We start from the raw sequence: 21,499 nt of genomic DNA on the forward strand, positions 1-21,499 counted from the left end.
TTAAAGGGTATTGGAGAAAACAGGTGGGCCGCGGCTGAAGTACCAAGTAAAAGCGGGCATCAGCGGAACAATCTGCTCCGCGACAACAATCAGGAATTGGGGCGAGGTTGGCAGTAATGTAAGACCGGATGCCGGAATACCTGTCGCCATATGATGCTGATGTACACACAGGCTACAGTGCGAGAGTGTGTCACCGGAGCCATCCGGAATATGCGAAAGACTGTGGGCGGGAGCCAGCAATACCAAACTTATCCAGCTGAATAACAGCCAGATAATCACATGCTTGGTGCTTTTGCTCAGCTGTGGCAAATCCCTTCCCCGGTAGATTTCTCGATGACGAACTCATATTTAACCGGCTTGGACTTTACCACAAATACGCAACATGTCAGCCCCAGAAGCAGAGCAATTTTGTATCTTCAGCGTAAATTAAGACTGGTTTAAGCTGTAAAACCTATTGTGGACAGCAGGATAGCATCCACCCGGGTGTGGATATTTTGGGAGAAACAATATGCTGGCTTTTATCCGCGCGAATCTGGGATTGATTCTGTTCATCCTGCTGTTTCTGGCAGCAGTGCTGGGCGGCATCTGGTGGGTGGAGGCGTCACTGGCAGGACAGGAAGTGATCCTGAGCTGATGCTGTTGCAATATCCCATCGCCCAAGGCCATGGGATATTGCTGAACAACAGACTGGAGTTAACCGGCGGCGCAACTATTGCGCTTCGTCCTGCGGAGGTTCGACCACGCGCAAATGGTCCATCAGGTTGGCAACCAGCAACAGGATCAGCGACAGAATACCGACCGGAGCCGCAATCATCCGGCCCTCAGGCAACCACCAATACCAGCCCCCCATGGCAACGGCCAGATAGAAACCGAGTATTTTCAGGCGCTGCAACGTGACATTCTTGCCAAGCCAGGCATGACAATGAGGACATTGGAACTCAGCTTTCAGTCCTTTTCCGCGCTGTTTCTCTATTCGGGCAACGCTGAAACCTTTGTGGCAGTGTGGGCAAATCATAGGCGTAATCCATGGGTAACAATCAGCGGCCAAATGTTTGACCACAATTCAGGGATGCGAGTGTAGCAAATCCATACACTGAACCCCAAGCCATCCACCAATTCCGGATTTTTCACTGTTGCCGCCACCCCGGTCGGGGGAATATCATTACGACCTTAAAGTCATTAAGGATATTCCATTCCAATGTCCAAGTTAGCTACTACTCTGGCAGCGGCACTGCTGTCATTGGCCTGCTTGAGTGCCTTCGCCAATGAGGCGCCGACCAGCACGGCCCCAACCACCCAACAAATTCAATTGCTGCAACAGGCGATTGATCAGGATATTGCGCAGCTGAAAACAGCCAAAGGCGAAATCCGCGCCCTGACCGAATACCGCATCATCAACAAAATTACCGAGCTGCGCAGCCTGATTGCCACTATGGTTGCCCAACCGGACGTTGACACCAAATCGGTTGAACCACTGATTACCGAGCAGCTGCAATTTATCAATCAGGTACAGGGTTATCTGGCCAACAATATCAGCAAGCTCAAGCAGGAACTGGGGCAGGCGGATGACAGCCAGACCATTCTGCTGATCGCCAAGCGGGAATCCGAGCGTGATCAGTTCTTTGGTGCCCAGCTGGAAACCATTAAGTGGGCTGAAAAAGTAGGAATGGATGTCAGCAGCAACAAGGCTGAACTGATCCAGGCACTGGACCTGCGCGGTGAACATCTGGAAAGCCAGGTCACCTTCCTGCAGCAACAGCTTAAAGCTGCAGTGCAGGATGCCAATGCCGCCGGCAAAGATGTCAGCGCTGAGCAAACCGCCAAAGTCGCGCTTTACAAAGAGTGGCTGCAAAAAAGTAACGCCAGCCTTGGCAGTATCATCACACTGCTGGATGAACTGGGACAGAATACCGCGGAAATGAAAAAGACCCTGTTCTCTGTCAGCGGCGACATCACCCAGGATGTACTGAACATAGATGTGGCTTCCGGTCTGTTGCAACAGTGGTTGACCACGGCCAAAAGCCAGCTGATTGAACATGGCCCAACTCTGATATTCAAAGTCTTTATTTTCCTGCTGATCCTGTTCGTCGCCAGCCTGGTGGCCCGATTGGTAGAGTCCTTTGTGCGTCGCGCGGTCAGCACTTCCAAACTGAACTTCAGCAAGCTGCTGCAGGACTTCTTCACCAAGCTGTCCAGTAAGGTGGTTTACTCCATCGGGCTGCTGATTGCCCTGTCACAGCTCGGCTTTGAGCTCGGCCCCTTGCTTGCCGGTTTCGGTATCGCCGGTGTGATCATTGGTTTTGCACTGCAGGATACCCTGTCCAACTTTGCTTCCGGCATGATGATCCTCATCTACCGTCCTTTCGATGTGGGCGATCTGATTAACGCCGCCGGGGTAACAGGCAAAGTCAGCCACATGAGTCTGGTATCCACCACCATCATGACCCTGGATAACCAACGCCTGATCGTCCCCAACAACAAAATCTGGGGCGATACCATCAACAATATTACCGTGGAACATCAGCGCCGCGTGGATATGGTGTTTGGTATCAGCTATTCCGACAACATTGAGCATACCGAACAGGTGCTGCACGATATCGTCATCAATCACCCCAAGGTGCTGAAAGATCCGGAGCCTACCATCAAGCTGCACACTCTGGGCGATTCCTCAGTGGACTTCATTGTCCGCCCCTGGACCAAGCCGGAAGACTACTGGGATGTGTACTGGGATATTACCCGGGCGGTCAAGATGCGCTTCGATGCCGAAGGGATCAGCATTCCATTCCCACAGCGGGATGTACATATTTATCAAACTTCGGCCAAATAAGCCGAAGACTCAAAAAAGCGCCCGAGGGCGCTTTTTTATACTCACAAATCGAACTGATAGCTGTAACCAATCACGGCTTTGATATCATCTCCCGCCAAATCAGTGTCCGACAGCGTAAAGCTCACCTCCCCCAGCTCGGTACTGGCTGCCAGCGCCAACGAATAATCGGAGTAATGATCCGTACCAAACCAGGCTTCGCTGACATCACCATGGCTGTAGCCGTAGTGAGCCGTCAGGGTCAGTTTATCGGTCAGAGGAATGTTGATATCGGCATTCAAATAGCCCAAATCCTTGTCATCCAGCCCATCCCCGGCAACAGCGTTGCCGGCATGAATAATATGGGCATACCCCAGCGTCAGCCACTGCCATGACACAGATGCGTACAGCTCGCCAAAATCTACGCTGGCATCGGCATCCGGGTAGCCGTAAAACACATAACCAAGGTCATAGGCCAGCCCCTCACTGAGTTCGCCGGAAAAGCCTGCAAACAGGTCCAGTTCATAACTGGTGTCATCCCCGAAATCGACGTTGGACACCCAGGTTCCGGCGTAAAAACCGCTGTCATGGCTGTAATCAAGTCCTCCCTGAACCGCGCTGCCATTACCGGTTTGACTGATCCCCCGCCACAGATAATTGGAACTGACCCCAAGATTGCCGGAGACTCCTGCCTGAGCCAGTGGTGAAAGCGACACAAGACACAGGACAATCCCTGCCGGACACGCGTATTTCTTCATTGTTATCTCCTCAAATTCATCATTCCCCTGATCTGTGGCAGCCGGTTTCCTTTCAGGGCAGACCATCAGACACCTGATACTGTTTGCCAATAGCGTGCCAGCGCAGATGCAGGTGAAGGTGCAATCAAAGCCGCGGTGAAGTTGAGAAGCTAACTAACTGTTAAAAATGGGTATTATGAGTTTTTTAGCAATAATACGACCCACAATAGACCATAAGATGAGCAGTATTGGTGCAAGCAGGTGGGCTGCCAATGCCTCCCGATGGCGCGTCAGGCACGCTTGCAGTGCAATGAAGAGAATGCGGCCCCAAAAACAAGAAAGCCCTCAACAATGAGGGCTTGTGTCCAGCCAAAAACGATCAATTCACACTGTCACGCAGGGCTTTACCCGCTTTGAACTTGGGTATGTTAGCCGCAGGGATTTGAATGTCTTTGCCGGTTTGAGGGTTACGACCGGTACGGGCTGCGCGTTTGCCCACCTCAAATGAACCAAATCCCAGGATTGAGATCTTGTCACCCGCCTGCATGGCTTCAGTAATTGCCTGCTCGAAAGATTTCAGGGCACGGGCCGCGTCCGCTTTGGACAGCTCCGAGTTTTCGGCCATTTTGGCGATCAGTTCCGTCTTGTTCATTGTTATTTTCTCACATCATCACAGTTATGGATTACCAGATAGCAAGACCCAAGAACCAACAGGGTCAGTGTTACCATGCCACAAGCATGGGAATTCGTGAAGATGTTAAAACAAGGTTAATAGCAAAAAATCTCATTCTTCCAGCAATTGTTTCAATAGCCTGCGCACCAATTGCGGTTCAAAGGGTTTATCACACAAGGCATTAACCCCGTGCCTGGCAACGTTGGAGAGATGGGACTCGTTGGCATCTGACGACACCATCAGGATGGGTAACATGGGCTGCTGACTGTACTGACGAATATATTTCGCCAGCATCAGACCATCAACCAGCGGCATATTGTAATCGGTAATCACCAGATCAAACTCATGGGTTTGCAGCAGGCCTATCGCTTCTTTACCGTCCTGGGCTTCAATGATGTTGTTGTCATTCATGCCCAGAGTGTTAAGCGTCCGGCGAATAATCTTGCGGGACAGCCCGGAGTCATCCACCAGCAATACCCGCAGCTCGGTGACGTCCAGATAGTCCAGGTCCAGCTCATCATGTCCCAGTAAATCCACGGTGGAGAGCAGCGCAGAGTGCAAATGACTGAGCTCAAAAGGCTTGGGCAGAATCGCCACCACACCGGACTGACGATAGGCTTCCAGCTGCTCTTTGCGGATCTCACTGGAAATCAGCATAAATTGTGTTTCTTCACAGGCGCTGTGGCTTTTAACATGAGCAACCAGCTCCAGCGCAGTACCATCGGCAAAGTGCATGGCGCTGACAACCAGATCCGGCTTTAACTGCTCAGCCAGCTGCTTGCCGGTTGTCAGATCCCCGGCAGTTTTGATGGAGTGTATCCCTTCTTCCATCAACTGATTCATGATGATCTTGCGCTGAGCACAGGACGGCTCGATAAGCAGTATCGACAACTGATCAATTGAGACATGTTCCATAAATCAACCCTCAGCGCATTGCAGAAACTATCTGATTGCCGGTGACTCCAGACCGCACATCACAGTATTCCCGCCTTAAAGATTAGCAGCTGTGTAAAAGAGCGTATTGAGTCGGTTATTTTTTTCTGCCGGCTGCCGACGGATGACACAGGGCATATTGCTTCATTAAAATGGGGCTTTTCTCCCGATCCGAGTCCTTCATGACCGAACAAGAATTCTGGCAACTGGTAACCCGAGCCTCACTGAACCAATCAGACACAGAAATTACCGCCCAGCTGCAGGCACGCCTGGCTCCGCTGAGTGATGAGCAACTGGCCGCATTCGACAAGCACTTTGCCATTCAGATGCGCCGCAGTTATCAGTGGTCTGTGTGGGGCGCCGCCTATGTCGTCACCGGACTGGATACCGAATATGCCTTCGCGGAATTTCGCAGTTATCTGATTTCTCTGGGTAAAGACTGGTTCGAGCAAATAGTGCTTAACCCGGATGCGCTGGCCTTGGTACCCGAGTTTCCATTGATGGATGAGTATCCTTACCCGTTTTTACAGGAATATGATCTGGTGGCCGGTCAATTGTACGAAAATCGCACTGACCATGAACTGCCGTTCGTCTCATCCGGTCAATCATCGCCCGCCGGCAAAAAGTTTGATGATCGCCCCAAGTCATTGAAGAAAACCTATCCACAACTGGCAGAGCGCTTCCCATTCTGAGCCGGTAATGCCGATTGTATTAAGCAGGGGTTCAGGTTAACTTTTGTACCGTATCAATAACCTTCAACAACCCCTGACATGCCTTGGGCTCGGTTAGCATACTGAACTCAGTAGCAGGAGATGATTCAATGAAAATCAAAGCGATTTTTTTGGCTGCCATGCTGCTTCCCGGCACGGTGCTGGCCGATGACCAACAAGCCCCCAATCCGGTGACTGAAGATGGCGCGGTGAAAATTACCTGGCAGTCGCCAGACAAATACACTGACATCAAATCGTCAGGTGAGCTGCAGTCCAGGTATGAACAGCGGGCCTTTGAGTCCATGACCAAACAGCTCAACAAGCTGGCAGACAAGGTCCTCACCAATGGCGAAAAACTCGAACTGACGGTCACCAATGTGGATCTGGCCGGTGATGTGCGCCCGACATTCGGTGCCACTGCCAACGATATCCGGGTTCTGAAAGATATCTATCCTCCCAGAATCGATTTCAGTTATCGGGTGATGAAGGGGCATGAGGTACTGCTGTCCGGCGACGAGAATCTTAAAGACATGAATTATCTGGGCGGGATCCAGCCACTGCGTCAGGAGTCATTCATGTATGAGAATCAAATGCTCAAGCAGTGGTTTAACCGGACGCTGGCGCCGCAACTGGAAGGCCATCCACCCAAATAAGCGGTATATCAACTTGCAGACGGTCTGATATTGAAATGCGCCTGAGATGGTCACAACCAACTCAGGCTGCCTCGCCAATCCTTCCGCCGCCACACGAGGCTGCAGTGTGGATGATTAACGGCACTAACCTGTCAATGGTTCAACATCACTGAGGGTTGCCTGGCCAAAAGTCCGGATTCAGCTTAGCAACGTCATCCATGCCATTATGCCGATCAGGCCTGACGTTTGAACGCCTGCAAAGTTTTAAGCAGCAGCGCCAGGCGCTTCACCATCAATTGCAAATCTTCAGGTGTCAGCTCAGCTTCCTGTTGCATCTCCGCCAGCTCTTCTGCCAGCTCTTTGACATAGGGCAAAAAGCGATTGCTGCGGGTACGAAATCCCTGATCGTCAGCAAAAACGGCCTGGAACTTTCCATGACCGGCTTGCTGTAACCCATTGAGTTTGTTGTCGGCGTCGATTGCCTGTCGATAAACCAGCTGCAGGTTTTCCTGCAATTGCTCCAGTACCTTGTTCTGTGGCATAAGGGATCCTGTCACGTGTGAATTGGGCGGCAGTATACCCAATCCTGCCGGGCTTGCGAACCGGCGCGCATTGGCATGGGCGATGAACAGCTGACTGACCCCACCATTATTTCTATCAATAAGGACACCCAAATGCCCCGCTCCTGCTTAAGACGTTTCTGGCTGATACTGCCACTGCTGTGCTCTGTGGTCGCACAGGCGGCCACTACCGACCGGCCACCTTTTTTTAAGCTGGAGTATCAGGGACAAACGGCCTGGTTACTGGGCTCAGTCCATGTGGGGAAGGCGGATTTTTATCCGCTGCCGGATCTGGTTGAAAACGCATTTGCGCAGTCAGCCAGTCTGGTGGTTGAAGCTGATACCAGCAAAGCCGATTTACTGCCACTTATCCGTCAATATGGCCTCATCCGACAACCGCTGTCGCTCTCGCAGCAGCAACAGATGGCCGATTACTGCGCCCATAAACAGGCTTTTTGTCAATCCATTGCGGGGCTTGCCCCCTGGTTGCAGGCCAGCCAGATTGCCATGGGACAATTCCAGACGCTGGGACTCGATCCCGGCGCCGGTGTTGACGGATATTTTGTTGGCCGTATGGCAAACAAAAAACTGTATGAACTGGAAGGCGTTGAGCAACAATTTGCAATGCTGGCATCCTTTAACAGCGATATTCAATGGCTGATGCTCAAGGAAGCCATTCAGGGAACGCCAATGGATGCCAACGCCCTGATAGACGCCTGGCGAAACGGCGACAACGCTCGTCTGGCTGAGCTGATGGAAGGAGATTTACAGCAACCACACCAGCGGGAGTTTATTCAGAAATTGTTGTGGGATCGCAACCACAGCATGGCAGAGACATTGCTGCAAATGATGCAGAATCACCGGATTGAAGCGCCGCTGTTTATTATTGTTGGCGCCGGTCACCTGGTTGGTGCCCAGAATATTCCCGGGCTGCTGGCGGGCAAAAACATCAAGGTCACCAAATTACTTTAGCCATATACCCCTAAAGTTAGTCTCCACTGTCTATACTCAACAGATGTAACAAGCACGGAGGCTTGATGACAGCCAACCTGAGCAACCTGGTGTACCCCGGGTTTGAAGCCATTCCCAGATACTGGAACCGAGAGCACGAGTGCATGACTGCTCGGGTGGATCCCGGAGAGTATTACATCAGTTGCCAGGATGAATACATCTTCACCCGCCTGGGATCCTGTATCGCCGCCTGTATCTGGGATCCGGTGATGCACATTGGTGGGCTGAATCATTTCCTGTTGCCTGAACGCAAGGCCCACGATGACTGGCATCAGCTCACCAGCTATTCCTGCCGTTACGGCAACTGGGCCATGGAGAAGCTGATAAACAGTATTCTGTCTGCCGGCGGACAACGCCGTAATCTCAAAGCCAAAATCTTCGGAGGTGCCAAACTTGGTGGCATGTCGATAATCAACGTGGGGGAGTCCAACATCGAATTTGTGCGCCAGTATCTGGCACTGGAAGGCATAGAGATCCTGGCAGAAGACGTGGGCGGCATCTGGCCCAGAAAAGTGATGTTTCATCCCAAAAGCGGCAGGGCCATGGTGAAACGTCTTGCTTCTGAGCCAGTGGAAAGAACCATCCGGGAAGAAAAAGAATATCTGGATGGGGTTAAAATTACCGGCGCAGACAATGAGATTGAACTGTTCGACAACTGAATCTCATCACATCACCTGCTGACCTATGAAATGCACGTATCGTCCCAAATCCCGATACGCCGGATGACGGGAATACGCCAGCTCCATTTCCAGTAACTGACCGTAATCAAAATCTGCAGGCAAACGCTTCTTCAGGTAATCGTGAATAACCCGGACCCCGGAATGACACAGCAGTTGCAGCTGCCAGTCTTCAAACCAGTCCGCCACGGTATCGGGTAACAGGGGGTGGGTCGGGGTCAGCCGCACCTTCTTTTTGATTTTAAAATCGGCTTTTACATAATCAAAATTGCCCGATACCAGCGCGTGAAACCGCATGGCTTCCAGATTGAAAAACATCAGTGACAGGTATCCACCCGGCTTAAGCATTCCCAGCAAGCCTGCCAGCGTGCTGTTGGCATCGGCCAGCCACTCAGCGACCGCATGACACAGGATCAAATCGAACTGCTCCAGCTCCCCGCCATTCAAATCCTGAATCGCACTGTGGATCAGCTGAATATTCATCTCCTGCCCGCTGGCGGCTATTTGCTCCCTGGCCAGCGTCAGCATCTCTGCAGAGATATCACACAGCACCACCTCGTGACCAAGGGCCGCGAGCTTCTGGCTCATATAACCAAACCCACCACCGGCATCCAGAATCCGCAGCTTGCCGTTGAGGATCGCCGGCACTGTCTCAGTCAAATCCCGCCACAATACAGCCGCACGAATTTCTCCCTTCGGCGTACCATAAATATTCTTGGCAAACTTTCCGGCCAAACTATCGAAGTTCTTGTCTTGCACTTATCAAACTCTCCTGTCACAGGTTGCATAGTGTCGCATAACCGCGGCACTTTGACGACGATGACCGCTCTCCGCTGCACGGCTCGGCCCCCCGGCAAATCTGCCACAGACAGCGCAATACTCAGACAGATACCCTGTCAGCGGTGATTTGGGTTATAATCCCGCCCTTGTCAACGAAACAGGTCACTGACGGGAAGATGCAATACAAGGTTGAACTTCAGGCGATGCCATCGCTGTTTTCGCTCTATCGCAAGATTTTCTTTGGTCGCAAACCAGGATGGGACGGCCAGCCACTGCCGGCTATTCAGGTCAGCTGCGATCAGGTGTCAGTATCCCCGGCGGCCGTCAGCCAATATGCAGATGTCTGTAATTTCAACTTCGATGGCAAGCAACTGCCGCTCACCTACATGCACGTCCTGGTGTTTCGCCTGCAGGCACTGATCTTCACCCATCCGGGGATCACCTTCCCGCTGCTGGGCATGATCCACCTGCGCAATCGCATCACCAGCTATCGCCCGTTGCATATCGATGAACGCTTCCGTATCGAATGTGTGCTGGCGGGCAGCGAAGAAACCGACACCGGGCTGACCTTCGATCTGGTCTCCAAAGTGTGGTCAGGAGACGAACTGGTGTGGGAGTCAGTATCCACCTATCTATACCGTCTCGACCGGCCAGGCAAACGCAGCAGGCCCCCCAAAGCCGAGGCCATGGAGTGGGAAAATCCTGAGCAATGGCAACTTGGCGAAGATCTGGGACGCCGCTATGCCAAAGCCTCCGGGGATTACAATCTCATCCACCTGCATCCTCTGCTGTCCAAACGCTTTGGTTTTGATCGGGTACTGGTACATGGCATGTGGTCCAAGGCCCGCTGTATTGCGGCCATGAGCGACGACATCGCCAATCGCCCCTGCGAAGTGGATGTCGCCTTTAAACTCCCCTTGTTTATGCCTGCAGATGTCACCTTTGCGGCCATTGATGCCGCGGACAACGGCAAACGTTTTGAACTCCGGGATGGCCGCGGCCGGCGCCCGCATCTGACCGGCTCAGTCAGATTCCTGGGATAACTCCTGTAAGGCCGGCATCGCCGGCCTTTTATATTAGCGTGACTATATAAACACAGTGTTCCATCACACTTTGCATTTTCGGCAAGATTTGCAAACCTGAGTTAACCTAACATAGCGCCACCCAAAACAAGGACAGAGCCGGCCACCGGATATCGCTGCACCGCCCCAGGTAGCCGCCCCACCAAGAGAGCACACAGAATGCTGACCGACACTGAGATTTCAAGACAAGCCAGTCTTCAGCCGATCACCGTTATCGCCGAAAAACTGGGCCTCAGAGCCGATGAACTGACGGCTTATGGTGCCGCCAAAGCCAAGATCCATCTGTCATCTTTACGCCGCCTGAACGACCGCCCCAAAGGCAAACTCATCATAGTAACCGCGGTAACCCCAACGCCTTTTGGTGAAGGAAAAACGGTTACCACTATAGGATTGACTCAATCACTGCATGCGATAGGCAAACACGTGGCTGCCTGCATCCGCCAGCCCAGCATGGGTCCGGTGTTTGGGGTTAAAGGTGGCGCGGCCGGTGGGGGTTATGCCCAGGTCGTCCCCATGGACGAGCTGAATCTGCATCTGACCGGTGATATTCATGCAGTGACCAGCGCTCACAATCTGGCGGCGGCGGCACTGGATTCCCGACTGCACCATGAAACCCGCCTGGGTGCCGAGAACTTTACCGCTCAGACCGGCCTGCAACCATTACATATCGACCCTGAGCACATTCTGTGGAAACGGGTGATGGATCATAATGACCGGGCGCTGCGCCAGATCACCACCGGTCTGGGTCACAACAATGGTCCCGTGCACGATTCAGGTTTTGATATCACCGCCGCTTCCGAGCTGATGGCGATCCTGGCACTGTCCCGCTCACTGGCAGATCTGCGCCAGCGCATGGGCCGCATCCTGCTGGCGCTGGATAAAGCGGGGAATCCCATTACCGCCGAACAATTGGGTGTGGCAGGCGCCATGACCGCCATTATGACCGAAGCCATTCAGCCAACCCTGATGCAGACCCTGTCCGGCGCACCGGCCCTGGTTCACGCCGGGCCATTTGCCAACATAGCCCATGGCAACTCTTCCATTCTGGCGGATGAAATCGCCCTGCGCTGCTGTGACTATGTGGTGACCGAAGCTGGTTTTGGCTCAGATATGGGATTTGAGAAATTCAGCAATATCAAGGTCAGGGAATCAGGTGATGCGCCGGCTGCGGCGGTATTGGTCACTACCCTCAAGGCGTTGAAAGCCAACTCAGGTATCGCGTCTGAAACCGCCATTACCGCGCCGGATGCCGAGCGCCTGGCAGCTGGCTATGCCAATCTGGAGTGGCATATCAATAATGTCAGCCGTTATGGTGTGCCTGTGGTGGTCGCCATTAACCGCTTCCCGACCGATACCGAAGAAGAGCTGCAGTGGCTGAAACAAAAGGTGATGCAAAGCGCCGCCTTTGGCTGCGAGTTAAGCAATGCCTTTGCCGAAGGCCCACAAGGCGCCATTGAACTGGCCCGCACAGTGGTGCAGGCGGCAAACAGCCCCTCCGATTTCAAATTGCTGTATCAACTGGATACGCCGCTTGAAGCGCGACTCAATCGGCTGGCAGTCGATGGCTATGGCGCAGCGGGTATCAGTCTGTCAGCCAAAGCCCGGGAGCAGTTGCAGACTCTGGAAGCTCTGGGCTACGACAAGCTGCCGCTGTGCATGGCCAAGACGCCCATGTCCATCAGCCATGATCCCCTCCTCAAAGGTGCACCATCCGGCTTTACCATTCCGGTCACTGAGCTGCAGCCCAATGCCGGCGCCGGATTTATCACAGTGCTGATGGGCAGCGTGATGACCATGCCGGGACTCGGCCTGAAACCTGCGTATCTGAATATCGATGTCGATGCCGATGGTAATATTACCGGGCTGGCCTGATCCGCAGCTCACCGCGCAGAGGTATTTGACTGCAACGCGTGCGGCCAGCCACAAGCCATTCAAGGTGTTCGGCTCTGAATTTAGCGCCTGCTGACAACAAAAAAGCGAAACCTCAGGGTTTCGCTTTTGTTGTGCAGCGAGTGATATCAACAATCACTCTATCACGCCTCTGGCCCGCAGAATGGCGGTTTTGAAATCTTCCTCATAGTCCTTCGCCAGACCCGGGATCATTTCGTCTTTGTCGCTGTTACGCATCTTCAGATGGTAGATCAGCACGTCATCACTCAAATCTTCCAGCTTGCCCTGATAACCTGCCTCAGCAGCCAGTTTAGCGAGCATTTGCAGCAGATTGAGATCAGGCTCTTTTTGCCACTCAGGGTGCAACAGCGCAATCAATTCGTTAACGCGATGACATTTCATTACAGACTCCAGATTAGGCCGACCGGCCTGAATTCACTTGAACAGGACTACATTATCAAATTCTGAAATATCACACCAAGCCAAGATATCCTGCTGCTTGCCGGGTGCGCATTAATTGACAGGTTAGCGCTGACAGCAAAACGCCCGGCAAAGCGGGCGTTTTGTGATTGAAAGAAGCGATTAAGCTACCGTCTTCTTGGACTTGCGGGCCGCGACCGATTTCTCAATATGCTCGATGATTTTTTCCGCGACCTTGACACCGGTGGCCTGCTCAATACCTTCAATGCCCGGTGCTGAATTCACTTCCAACACCAGTGGACCACGGGCAGAGCGCAAAATATCCACCCCGGCCACGCCCAGTCCCATGGCCTTGACAGCCGCAACAGCGGTTTTACGTTCTTCGGGGGTGATTTTAATTTTCTCGGCCGTACCGCCAAGGTGCAGGTTAGAGCGGAAGTCGCCTTCAGGCCCCTGACGCTTCATCGCAGCCACCACCTTGTCACCCACCACAAAACAGCGGATGTCGCTGCCGTTGGACTCCTTGATGTACTCCTGCACCATGATGTTGGCTTTCAGCCCCAGAAAAGCTTCGATCACACTCTCCGCCGCCTTTTTGGTTTCAGCCAATACCACACCAATGCCCTGCGTCCCTTCCAGCAGCTTGATCACCAGCGGCGCACCGCCCACCATGCTGATCAGATCGGGAATATCATCCGGCTTGCTGGCAAATCCGGTAATCGGCATACCCACGTTCTGGCGTGACAACAACTGCAATGCGCGCAATTTGTCGCGGGAGCGGGAGATAGAAATAGAGTCGTTGATAGCGTATACGCCCATCATCTCAAACTGACGCACCAGTGCGCAGCCGTAGAAGGTAATACTGGCGTGAATACGGGGGATAATGGCGTCAAACTGACCAATGTCTTCCCCTTCAAGGTGAATTGTCGGCTGCACCGAATTGATGTTCATGTAGCAATTCAACGGATTGATCACCAGCGCCTCATGCCCTCTGGACTCACAGGCCTCCACCAGACGACGGGTGGAGTACAGCTCCGGATGCTGCGACAAAATACCAATTTTCATGAAATTTCCAGCTCAATAAAAATGATCGAACCACGCCTCCCACAGGAAGGCCAGTCAACGACTGAACTCAGTCAGGCCATCCCCTGGGACGGCCAAAGCGCGAATCTTTGTCCATCCTGCCATATTTGGCAAGCAGAATCTCGCAGCGGCCGGAACTGCTGCTGAAAACACCACTTTATGCTATCGCCAAGCCATTGAACAGAGTGATAAATACCCATCCCCCAACAGCAGTGAATGTTGCCGGATTCACGCCAGGGGCAATGATTGTGAACAATTTCAAATATTCGACATCCGGTCCGGGACGAGCACCATATTTTGCTTTTCAGCAAAATGCTTTTTCGTTAGAAATTGCCCCGAAAAGCAACCGTCAACCCGCCAGGGCGGGGCTGACCCAATGGAGCCATACACCATGCCTAAGATTGTTGATACCTCAGTGGAAGACGATCTCGAAATGGACGATGTGTCCCAGCCTCAGAATCCGCAGGCTGCCAAATCCATGGAGCAAAAACGCCAGTTAAAACGACGTTTGGATGACTATTTCGAGCAGCGCGAATTGCGTCGGGCGTTAGGACTGGACGACTGAGCAATTAGTGCTCCGTGTGGTCACCGGCCCGCCATGGGCCGGTTGATTTCATTCATCTCTGTGGATTTCAACAACCTGAAGCTGTATCTCTGCTCATATCCCTGTGCTATAACCCTATCAACAGTGCGCCCATCTGCCGCACCCGACCAACGCCCGCTTTGGTCGTCGGGCAACAAGGTAAAAATGGAATTCCTGCCATGTCTTCGGTTGAACAGGCCTATAAAGAACATCTCAAAAGCTTTTCCGATGAATTGATCCGACTGCAGGCACCACTGCAGGTACTCGATGCCATCAAATGGCCCAGAGAGCAGGAAATCAGATTTCTCGCCAGTGGCGGTCAGCGCATGCCGGACATAGATGCCGACTATTATCGCCGTCGCAAACTCAACTTTGAGCCTGATACCACCCGCGAAGCGCTTAAATCGCTGAAAAAACGCATCCGCAAACAACTGGGCAGCAAAGATCCTCTTGGTCGTATCCTTGTCAAAAACATCGAGCAGTATCAGCTGGTAGTGGAGCTGCTGCTGGCGCGGGGCAAGGAGGATTTTGGCTACATCAGCCAGCAACTCTACGGCTCGGCCCGCCACAAACTGCACGGCGACCGCCATACCCTCAGACAATTGGGCGATCGCCTCAGTTACCTGTTTTCCCTGCCCGCGGCCAGACGCATCAACAAACGCCATCCCAAGAGCATTACCGCCAAAGAAGCCGTGGATGAATTGAGTCATCGTCTCAACCGCTATTTTCTCAATGACGACATCCTGGTACGCCTGAGTGACGGTATCGTCTCAGACGCAGCTGTGGGCGGCGATACCATCAAACTCAACAGTCAGGCGATGTTCAGTCAGGCGGATCTGAACGTTTATGAGGTGCATGAAGGCTGGGCGCACCTGGGCACCACACTCAATGGCCGCGCCCAACCCTGGGCCACCTGGCTGAGATCCGGCTCCCCCAGAGTTGCCGCCACCCAGGAAGGTCTGGCGGTATTGCTGGAAATGCTGACCTTAAGCTCCACCCCTGGGCGGGCAAGACGTATCAGCGATCGGGTCACCGCCGTGGATATGGCGGAAAATGGCGCTGACTTTATCGAAGTGTACCGCCATTTTCGCGGACAAAATCTCAGCGAAAAGGACAGCTACCGGGTCACTCAGCGGGTGTTTCGCGGCGGCGTGGTCACCGGCGGCTCCTGCTTTACCAAGGACATCTCGTACGTTCGCGGCTATGTGGAGAACATCAACTTCATTCGCGCTGCCATCACAGCCGGCATGCCGGAACTTATCCCCATGCTGTTTGTCGGCAAGCTGGCCATTGAAGATATCCCTGTGCTGTATCAGGCCTACAAGCGTGGCATTGTGGTGGCGCCGGAATACCTGCCGCCCATGTTTGAGGACTACTCCGGCCTGTACGCCTGGTTTGGCTTCGCCACCGGCCTTGCCGGCATAGATCTGAAAGGGGTACAGCGTCACTTCCAGAGGCTGTTCAAAGACTTGCCCACCATAGATCCGATCCCGGAATTTCTCGACGACGAGACCGAGTTCGACGACAGCTCAGACTGATCGCCAGCCTCTGGCTGGCCGCAAACTATGCGGCCAGCACATCACAAAATTCCTGCTGGCTTCACAGAAGCGACTGATTTACTTTGTACAATCAGGGGATGCCTCAACAGGACGGGGATGCGACATGAAATCAAGCTGGATGATATTGCCACTGTGCCTGCTGTTCGCCTGCAGCCAGCCGCCACCGCCTCAGGCATTGGGAACACTGGAGCGCGATCGGGTATTGCTGCGCGCCACCTCGGATGAAATCATCACTGAGTTGCCGGTACGTGAAGGCAGCCAGGTCAAACAGGGCGAACTGTTACTGCAGTTCGACACCCGCAAACAAACGGCTATGGTCGCTATGGCAGAAGCCGACGTTGCCAAAGCCAGGGCTTTTCTGCTGCGCCTGACCAATGGTGAGCGTCCTGAAGATATTGCCGCCGCCCAGGCTAATGTCGCCCGGGCCCGCGCCGCCCTGACCGAGGCGCAGCTCAACTTCCAGCGGATCAACCAATTGCGCAAGGATAAACTCGCCAGCCCTGCCGAAAATGACAAGGCCAGGGCGCTGCGCGATCAGGCAGAAGCCGAGCTGGAGTCCAGTGCAGAGCAGCTGAGTAAACTGATTGCCGGAGTGCGTGAGGAGGAGATAAATCAGGCCAGAGCGGCGCTCGATGCCACCCTGGCAAAACTGGCACTGGAGCAAAAGATCCTGGATGATCTCAGTGTACGCGCCACCCGCGATGGCCGCCTCGACAGCCTGCCATTCAATGTCGGTGAGCGGGTGCCACTGGGCTCAGTGATAGTCGCCATTCAGGCAGATAACGCCCCTTACGCCAGAGTCTATGTCCCAGAAGCCTATGTCGCACGCCTGCACATTGGCCAGCAACTGCCGGTGCAGGTGGATGGCACGGCCAATGACTTCACGGGCACCCTGCGCTGGGTAAGTGCCCAAAGTGCTTTTACGCCCTATTACGCCCTCAACGAGCAGGACAGATCCAGACTGGTGTATCTGGCCGAGCTGGATCTGGACGACAGCGCGGCTTCCCTGCCCACAGGTATTCCGGCGCAGGTCAATCTGCCCACGGTCAGCCATGAGTGACCTCATGAACACAAATATGAGTACTGATGCGAGTACTGATTTGAGTACAGACCTGAGCAACAGCCCGACGGCAGACAAGCAGGGGCCCGCAAGCCAGGAGCTTGCCATCGAAGCCTTGGGACTGACCAAACGCTTTGGTGATTTTACTGCGGTCAACGAGCTGAGCCTTAAAGTGCCTGAAGGTCAGATCTATGGCTTTCTTGGTCCCAACGGCTGTGGCAAATCTACCGCTATTCGCATGCTGACCGGGTTACTGACGCCCACCCGGGGGCAAGCCAGAGTGCTTGGCCTGGAAGTCCCCCGACAAGCCGAGCTGCTTAGGCAACAAATCGGTTATATGACCCAGAAGTTCTCTTTGTATGAGGATCTCAGCGTCAGCGAAAACCTTCACTTTATGGCGCAAATATTTGGCCTGCCGCGTCCGCTGGCGCGCAGCCGTATCGAGCAGTTGATGCAGACCTACCGACTGGGCGAGCTGAGCAGGCAGCTGGCCGGCACCCTGAGTGGCGGCCAGAAACAGCGGCTGGCACTGGCCTGCGCCTGTATCAATCAGCCCAGAGTGCTGTTTCTGGATGAACCTACCTCAGCGGTCGATCCCCAAAGTCGCCGGGACTTCTGGGAGCAGCTGTTTGATCTGTCCCAGGCCGGAACCAGCATTCTGGTTACCACCCATTACATGGATGAGGCCGAACGCTGTCACGGGCTGGCGATCATGAACCGCGGCCGGATCTGCGCCGACGGCAGCCCACAGGCCCTGATGGCCAATATGCGAGCCAATGTGATTGAAATCAGCGGCGATAATTTAAGATCACGGAAAGAGCCACTGCTGCGCCTCGACGCCGTGACCAGTGCAGCTCAGCTGGGCAGTCGCCTGCGGGTGCTGGTGGATAAAGCCATCGACGATCCGCAGCATTATCTGAGCGCCGCATTACACCTGCCTGCGTCGGTCAATCTCACCCGGGTTTCCCCCAATCTCGAGGATGTGTTTGTCGACTGCACTGGTAACGACCCGGTCGCAAACGTAAGCTCCGCCCACACGCCAAGCCAGGAGAGCCGCCGATGATGACCGTCATACTGGCCAGCCTGCGACGGATTGGCGCCATCGTCTCCAAAGAGATGCGGCAGCTCAAGCGGGATCGGCTGACCTTCGGCATGGTGGTGATGATCCCGCTGATTCAATTACTGCTGTTTGGCTACGCCATCAATACTGATGTGCGCAACGTGCCGGTCGCCATTGTCGATCAAAGTGGCAGCGCAGCCGGACGCTGGATAGTGGAAGCGGTCAGGGTGACTCAGGTGGTGGAGATTGTCGCCAATTATGATCAGGTCACCCAGGCGCAGCAGGCCATCACGGAGGGAAAAATCCGCGCGGCTCTGGTACTGCCACCGGATCTCACCGGCCGCCTTGCCAATCAGCAAACCCTGGGGCAATGGCTGGTGGATGGCTCAGATACCATGGTGGCGGGCGCAATAAGGCAACTGCGCAGTATGCCGCTGGATCAAATCACCGGGCAGACAACAACCCGTCCGCCGACTTTTGAGGTGGCGCTGTTTTATAACCCGCAGCAGCGCAGTGCAGTCAATATCGTGCCGGGCCTGATCGCGGTGATCCTCACCATGACCATGATACTGTTCACCTCGGCCGCCATAGTGCGCGAGCGGGAGAAAGGGAATCTGGAGCTGCTGATCACCACCCCCATCAAGCCGCTGGAGCTGATGCTGGGCAAAATCCTGCCCTATATTCTGGTTGGCCTGCTGCAGATGGCCATCATTCTGGGGTTGGGCCACCTGATTTTTGCTGTGCCCATCAATGGCGATATCTCTCAATTACTCATGGGCACCCTGCTGTTTATCGCCGCCAGTCTGAGTCTGGGACTGCTTATCTCCACCCTGGCAAAAAACCAGCTGCAGGCAATGCAGATGACCATTTTTGTGTTGTTGCCCACCATATTGCTGTCGGGTTTTATGTTCCCTTTTGAAGCCATGCCCAAACCGGCGCAGTGGATCGCCGAGCTGCTGCCGGGCACGCACTTTATGCGCATCATCAGAGCCATAGTACTGCGGGGCGGCGATCTCTCAGATATGGCCGCCGATGCCCTGTGGCTGCTGGGGTTCACCGCACTGGGGATAGTGCTGGCCTCACTGCGCTTCAGCAAGCGATTGGATTAACCCAAAGAAAACGGCGCCCATGGCGCCGTTTTGCTATCCCCACCGGTATCTGCATAGACACTCAGGCATCTGTCAGTTGGTAGGCAAGACCAATGCACTCGGTATAAATGCTGCAGCCACGATAATTACCCTTGCCACACTGCTTAATGACCAGCGCATTGCCACCAAGCTTGCGGGTTTGCAGCTTCAGCGCATCTTTCATCACTGCCTCACTGGGTGCGTAACGCCCTTCCTGCAATTAGCTGACATCGCCACAGAAACTGGTTTCTACTTGCCCAAGTGCCACATAATTTCGATTAAAAATCTCATCCTGCCGATAGAGTTTCACAACGCCGGACTGAATTTTTGCCTGCCCATATTCCTCCAGATTGGAAGAAAACCTGCCACCGCTGCATGCCGTCAGCGATACGACAGCCACCGCGATGGCCAACATTGTCACTCGCTCCATGACCCCCTCCATAGTGCTATTCCGACCAAGCAAATACCTGAGCAGCCTAGTTATTAGTTCAGCGCTGCTTAGCCAACTCCTTTGCCTCTTTTTGCTTTTTAAAGTACTTGCGGGTCAGTTCAAACACCACTGGGCTCAGCAGCATCAGCGCGATCAGATTGGGGATCGCCATCATGGCGTTAAGTGTATCGGCCAACAGCCAGATAAAGTCCAGCGAGGCCATGGCACCCAGCGGCACCACCAGCGTCCAGATCAGGCGAAATAGCTTGATGGCCTTAACGCCAAACAGATACTGCACGCACTTTTCGCTGTAAAAACTCCAACCCAGAATGGTGGTGAAAGCAAAGATAGCCAGCGCCACCGCGACTATGTAATTGCCCATAGGCAAAGCGTGGGAGAAAGCGTAAGAGGTCAGCGCAGCGCCGTTTTCACCGGATGTCCAGGCACCGGAAACCACAATCGCCAGCCCGGTAATGGAGCACACTATGATGGTGTCGATAAAGGTGCCGAGCATAGCCACCAGCCCCTGGGCCACCGGATTGTTGGTTTGCGCCGCGGCATGAGCAATGGGCGCACTGCCAAGACCGGCTTCGTTGGAGAACACGCCGCGGGCAACACCGAATCGAATCGCCGCCCACACAGCAGCGCCGGCAAATCCGCCCTGAGCCGCCACAGGACTGAAAGCACTTTCAATCACCAGCGCAAAGGCGGCGGGGATCTCAGCAGCGTAGACCACCAGCACAGCCAGCCCGGCGGTGATGTAAAACACTGTCATCAAAGGCACCAGTTTTCCGGCCACATCGGCAATCCGTTTAATACCGCCCATCAGCACCAGACCGACCAGTACCATCATCACCACACCTGTCACCCAGGTGGGCACGGCAAAGTTGGTGCTCAGGGCATCGGCCACCGAATTGGCCTGCACTGTGTTACCGATACCAAACCCGGCGAACGAGCCAAACAGCGCAAAAGCGGTACCCAGCCAGGCCCACTTTGAAGACAGGCCATTTTTGATGTAGTACATGGGGCCGCCGACATGGTTACCATAGTCGTCGACTTCGCGGTATTTAACCGCCAGCACGGCTTCGGCAAACTTGGTTGCCATCCCCACCAGCGCGGTACACCACATCCAGAACAGGGCTCCCGGGCCGCCCATCACAATCGCGGTGGCCACCCCGGCAATATTGCCTGTGCCTATGGTGGCCGAAAGCGAGGTCATCAGGGCATTGAAAGGGCTGATCTCCCCTTTCATATTTTGATCTTTATCGGGAATGCGACCGGTCCACAGCAGCTTAAAGCCTGTGCCCAGTTTCAATATGGGCATAAATTTAAGGCCCACGGACAAAAACAGTCCAACACCAAGGATGAACACCAGCATGGGAGTGCCCCAGACGATGCCATTGACCACCCCGGTCCAGTCCACCAATTTCTCCAACAGCGCTTCCATATCAATCTCTTATTATTGTTAGCTGTGGCGAACAGACTACAACGAACACTTAACATTTGAAAAGTCCTACTGACAATTCATCGCGCCTTTTATTGCTGCTTAATCAAGCGAAAAATACGCATCAATGGAAGAGGTAACCCGAAAGGTGAATATCACTGAACCAGCGGACAGGGCTATAACATCACTACCGCATCCAACGGGATGGCTGTTTTCGCTCACTGCCGATGGCAACCAAAGACAAC

25 protein-coding genes are annotated in these 21,499 nt (G+C 54.0%); 13 read left to right on the plus strand and 12 right to left on the minus strand.

The window, feature by feature from the left end; genetic code table 11:
• A complete protein-coding gene (locus ACRRUX_RS13825; protein ID WP_432531299.1) occupies positions 1-309 on the minus strand; it encodes a hypothetical protein in 309 nt (102 codons plus the stop codon).
• A gap of 199 nt (positions 310-508) precedes the next feature.
• Here ACRRUX_RS13825 and ACRRUX_RS13830 point away from each other — a divergent pair, with 199 nt between their 5' ends.
• Positions 509-634 carry a hypothetical protein gene (locus ACRRUX_RS13830; RefSeq protein ID WP_432531301.1) on the plus strand — a complete coding sequence of 42 codons (126 nt, stop codon included), beginning with the start codon at positions 509-511 and terminating at the stop codon, positions 632-634.
• 75 nt (positions 635-709) lie between these two features.
• On the opposite strand, the gene ACRRUX_RS13835 is transcribed toward ACRRUX_RS13830, so the two are convergent.
• Positions 710-1,015 (minus strand): hypothetical protein, encoded by a 306-nt coding sequence (locus ACRRUX_RS13835; RefSeq protein ID WP_432531303.1) that lies wholly within the window; start codon positions 1,013-1,015, stop codon positions 710-712.
• Between the two features lie 183 nt (positions 1,016-1,198).
• On the opposite strand from ACRRUX_RS13835, the gene ACRRUX_RS13840 reads away from it, so the two are divergent.
• Positions 1,199-2,827: a mechanosensitive ion channel family protein gene (locus ACRRUX_RS13840; protein ID WP_432531305.1), complete on the plus strand. Its 1,629-nt coding sequence runs from the start codon at positions 1,199-1,201 to the stop codon at positions 2,825-2,827.
• A gap of 41 nt (positions 2,828-2,868) precedes the next feature.
• Here ACRRUX_RS13840 and ACRRUX_RS13845 read toward each other — a convergent pair whose 3' ends face one another.
• The 3 genes from ACRRUX_RS13845 to ACRRUX_RS13855 form a co-directional block, all read right to left on the minus strand.
• Positions 2,869-3,561 carry a TorF family putative porin gene (locus ACRRUX_RS13845; protein WP_432531307.1) on the minus strand — a complete coding sequence of 231 codons (693 nt, stop codon included), beginning with the start codon at positions 3,559-3,561 and terminating at the stop codon, positions 2,869-2,871.
• 358 nt (positions 3,562-3,919) lie between these two features.
• Complete coding sequence (locus ACRRUX_RS13850) at positions 3,920-4,192, minus strand: HU family DNA-binding protein (RefSeq protein WP_432531309.1); 273 nt, start codon at positions 4,190-4,192, stop codon at positions 3,920-3,922.
• 132 nt (positions 4,193-4,324) lie between these two features.
• Complete coding sequence (locus tag ACRRUX_RS13855) at positions 4,325-5,128, minus strand: response regulator (protein ID WP_432531311.1); 804 nt, start codon at positions 5,126-5,128, stop codon at positions 4,325-4,327.
• Between the two features lie 200 nt (positions 5,129-5,328).
• On the opposite strand from ACRRUX_RS13855, the gene ACRRUX_RS13860 reads away from it, so the two are divergent.
• Together ACRRUX_RS13860 and ACRRUX_RS13865 are read left to right on the plus strand one after the other, a co-directional pair.
• Positions 5,329-5,838, plus strand: coding sequence for a DUF4240 domain-containing protein (locus ACRRUX_RS13860; protein ID WP_432531313.1), 510 nt, complete (start codon positions 5,329-5,331; stop codon positions 5,836-5,838).
• Between the two features lie 128 nt (positions 5,839-5,966).
• Positions 5,967-6,509 (plus strand): DUF3016 domain-containing protein, encoded by a 543-nt coding sequence (locus ACRRUX_RS13865; RefSeq protein WP_432531315.1) that lies wholly within the window; start codon positions 5,967-5,969, stop codon positions 6,507-6,509.
• 212 nt (positions 6,510-6,721) lie between these two features.
• Here ACRRUX_RS13865 and ACRRUX_RS13870 read toward each other — a convergent pair whose 3' ends face one another.
• On the minus strand, positions 6,722-7,030 hold the full coding sequence (locus tag ACRRUX_RS13870; protein ID WP_432531317.1) for a prephenate dehydrogenase: 309 nt from the start codon (positions 7,028-7,030) through the stop codon (positions 6,722-6,724).
• A 132-nt stretch (positions 7,031-7,162) separates the two neighbouring features.
• On the opposite strand from ACRRUX_RS13870, the gene ACRRUX_RS13875 reads away from it, so the two are divergent.
• On the plus strand, positions 7,163-8,020 hold the full coding sequence (locus ACRRUX_RS13875; RefSeq protein ID WP_432531320.1) for a TraB/GumN family protein: 858 nt from the start codon (positions 7,163-7,165) through the stop codon (positions 8,018-8,020).
• Between the two features lie 65 nt (positions 8,021-8,085).
• On the plus strand, positions 8,086-8,718 hold the full coding sequence (gene cheD / locus ACRRUX_RS13880; protein WP_432531322.1) for a chemoreceptor glutamine deamidase CheD: 633 nt from the start codon (positions 8,086-8,088) through the stop codon (positions 8,716-8,718).
• A 6-nt stretch (positions 8,719-8,724) separates the two neighbouring features.
• On the opposite strand, the gene ACRRUX_RS13885 is transcribed toward cheD, so the two are convergent.
• Positions 8,725-9,495 (minus strand): methyltransferase domain-containing protein, encoded by a 771-nt coding sequence (locus tag ACRRUX_RS13885; protein ID WP_432531324.1) that lies wholly within the window; start codon positions 9,493-9,495, stop codon positions 8,725-8,727.
• A 224-nt stretch (positions 9,496-9,719) separates the two neighbouring features.
• Here ACRRUX_RS13885 and ACRRUX_RS13890 point away from each other — a divergent pair, with 224 nt between their 5' ends.
• The gene (locus tag ACRRUX_RS13890; RefSeq protein WP_432531475.1) at positions 9,720-10,559 is read left to right on the plus strand and encodes a MaoC family dehydratase; all 840 of its coding nucleotides are present in this window, start codon (positions 9,720-9,722) and stop codon (positions 10,557-10,559) included.
• Between the two features lie 198 nt (positions 10,560-10,757).
• On the plus strand, positions 10,758-12,470 hold the full coding sequence (locus ACRRUX_RS13895) for a formate--tetrahydrofolate ligase (protein ID WP_432531326.1): 1,713 nt from the start codon (positions 10,758-10,760) through the stop codon (positions 12,468-12,470).
• A 153-nt stretch (positions 12,471-12,623) separates the two neighbouring features.
• On the opposite strand, the gene ACRRUX_RS13900 is transcribed toward ACRRUX_RS13895, so the two are convergent.
• Together ACRRUX_RS13900 and rimK are read right to left on the minus strand one after the other, a co-directional pair.
• A complete protein-coding gene (locus ACRRUX_RS13900) occupies positions 12,624-12,890 on the minus strand; it encodes a YihD family protein (protein ID WP_432531328.1) in 267 nt (88 codons plus the stop codon).
• A 180-nt stretch (positions 12,891-13,070) separates the two neighbouring features.
• On the minus strand, positions 13,071-13,973 hold the full coding sequence (rimK, locus tag ACRRUX_RS13905; protein ID WP_432531330.1) for a 30S ribosomal protein S6--L-glutamate ligase: 903 nt from the start codon (positions 13,971-13,973) through the stop codon (positions 13,071-13,073).
• A gap of 409 nt (positions 13,974-14,382) precedes the next feature.
• Between rimK and ACRRUX_RS13910 the strand changes: the two genes are divergently transcribed.
• The 5 genes from ACRRUX_RS13910 to ACRRUX_RS13930 all read left to right on the plus strand — a co-directional run bounded on the left by ACRRUX_RS13910 (position 14,383) and on the right by ACRRUX_RS13930 (position 19,362).
• On the plus strand, positions 14,383-14,556 hold the full coding sequence (locus tag ACRRUX_RS13910; protein ID WP_432531332.1) for a PA3496 family putative envelope integrity protein: 174 nt from the start codon (positions 14,383-14,385) through the stop codon (positions 14,554-14,556).
• A 197-nt stretch (positions 14,557-14,753) separates the two neighbouring features.
• Complete coding sequence (locus ACRRUX_RS13915; protein ID WP_432531334.1) at positions 14,754-16,112, plus strand: flavohemoglobin expression-modulating QEGLA motif protein; 1,359 nt, start codon at positions 14,754-14,756, stop codon at positions 16,110-16,112.
• A gap of 124 nt (positions 16,113-16,236) precedes the next feature.
• Positions 16,237-17,193, plus strand: a complete 957-nt coding sequence (locus ACRRUX_RS13920) for an HlyD family secretion protein (protein WP_432531335.1) — start codon at positions 16,237-16,239, stop codon at positions 17,191-17,193.
• A 16-nt stretch (positions 17,194-17,209) separates the two neighbouring features.
• Positions 17,210-18,256, plus strand: coding sequence for an ABC transporter ATP-binding protein (locus tag ACRRUX_RS13925; RefSeq protein WP_432531337.1), 1,047 nt, complete (start codon positions 17,210-17,212; stop codon positions 18,254-18,256).
• Positions 18,253-19,362: an ABC transporter permease gene (locus ACRRUX_RS13930; protein WP_432531340.1), complete on the plus strand. Its 1,110-nt coding sequence runs from the start codon at positions 18,253-18,255 to the stop codon at positions 19,360-19,362. Before ACRRUX_RS13925 ends, ACRRUX_RS13930 begins: the two co-directional genes overlap by 4 nt.
• Before the next feature lie 61 nt (positions 19,363-19,423).
• On the opposite strand, the gene ACRRUX_RS13935 is transcribed toward ACRRUX_RS13930, so the two are convergent.
• From ACRRUX_RS13935 to ACRRUX_RS13945, 3 genes are read right to left on the minus strand one after another with little or no spacing between them, the layout of a single operon-like run.
• Positions 19,424-19,564 (minus strand): hypothetical protein, encoded by a 141-nt coding sequence (locus ACRRUX_RS13935; protein WP_432531342.1) that lies wholly within the window; start codon positions 19,562-19,564, stop codon positions 19,424-19,426.
• Positions 19,565-19,600: 36 nt separating this feature from the next.
• The gene (locus tag ACRRUX_RS13940) at positions 19,601-19,810 is read right to left on the minus strand and encodes a hypothetical protein (protein ID WP_432531344.1); all 210 of its coding nucleotides are present in this window, start codon (positions 19,808-19,810) and stop codon (positions 19,601-19,603) included.
• 58 nt (positions 19,811-19,868) lie between these two features.
• On the minus strand, positions 19,869-21,257 hold the full coding sequence (locus ACRRUX_RS13945) for an alanine/glycine:cation symporter family protein (RefSeq protein WP_432531346.1): 1,389 nt from the start codon (positions 21,255-21,257) through the stop codon (positions 19,869-19,871).
• Positions 21,258-21,499 lie beyond the last annotated feature (242 nt).

It is taken from the genome of Shewanella sp. GXUN23E (genome assembly GCF_050865035.1).
Taxonomy (GTDB): Bacteria; Pseudomonadota; Gammaproteobacteria; order Enterobacterales; family Shewanellaceae; genus Shewanella.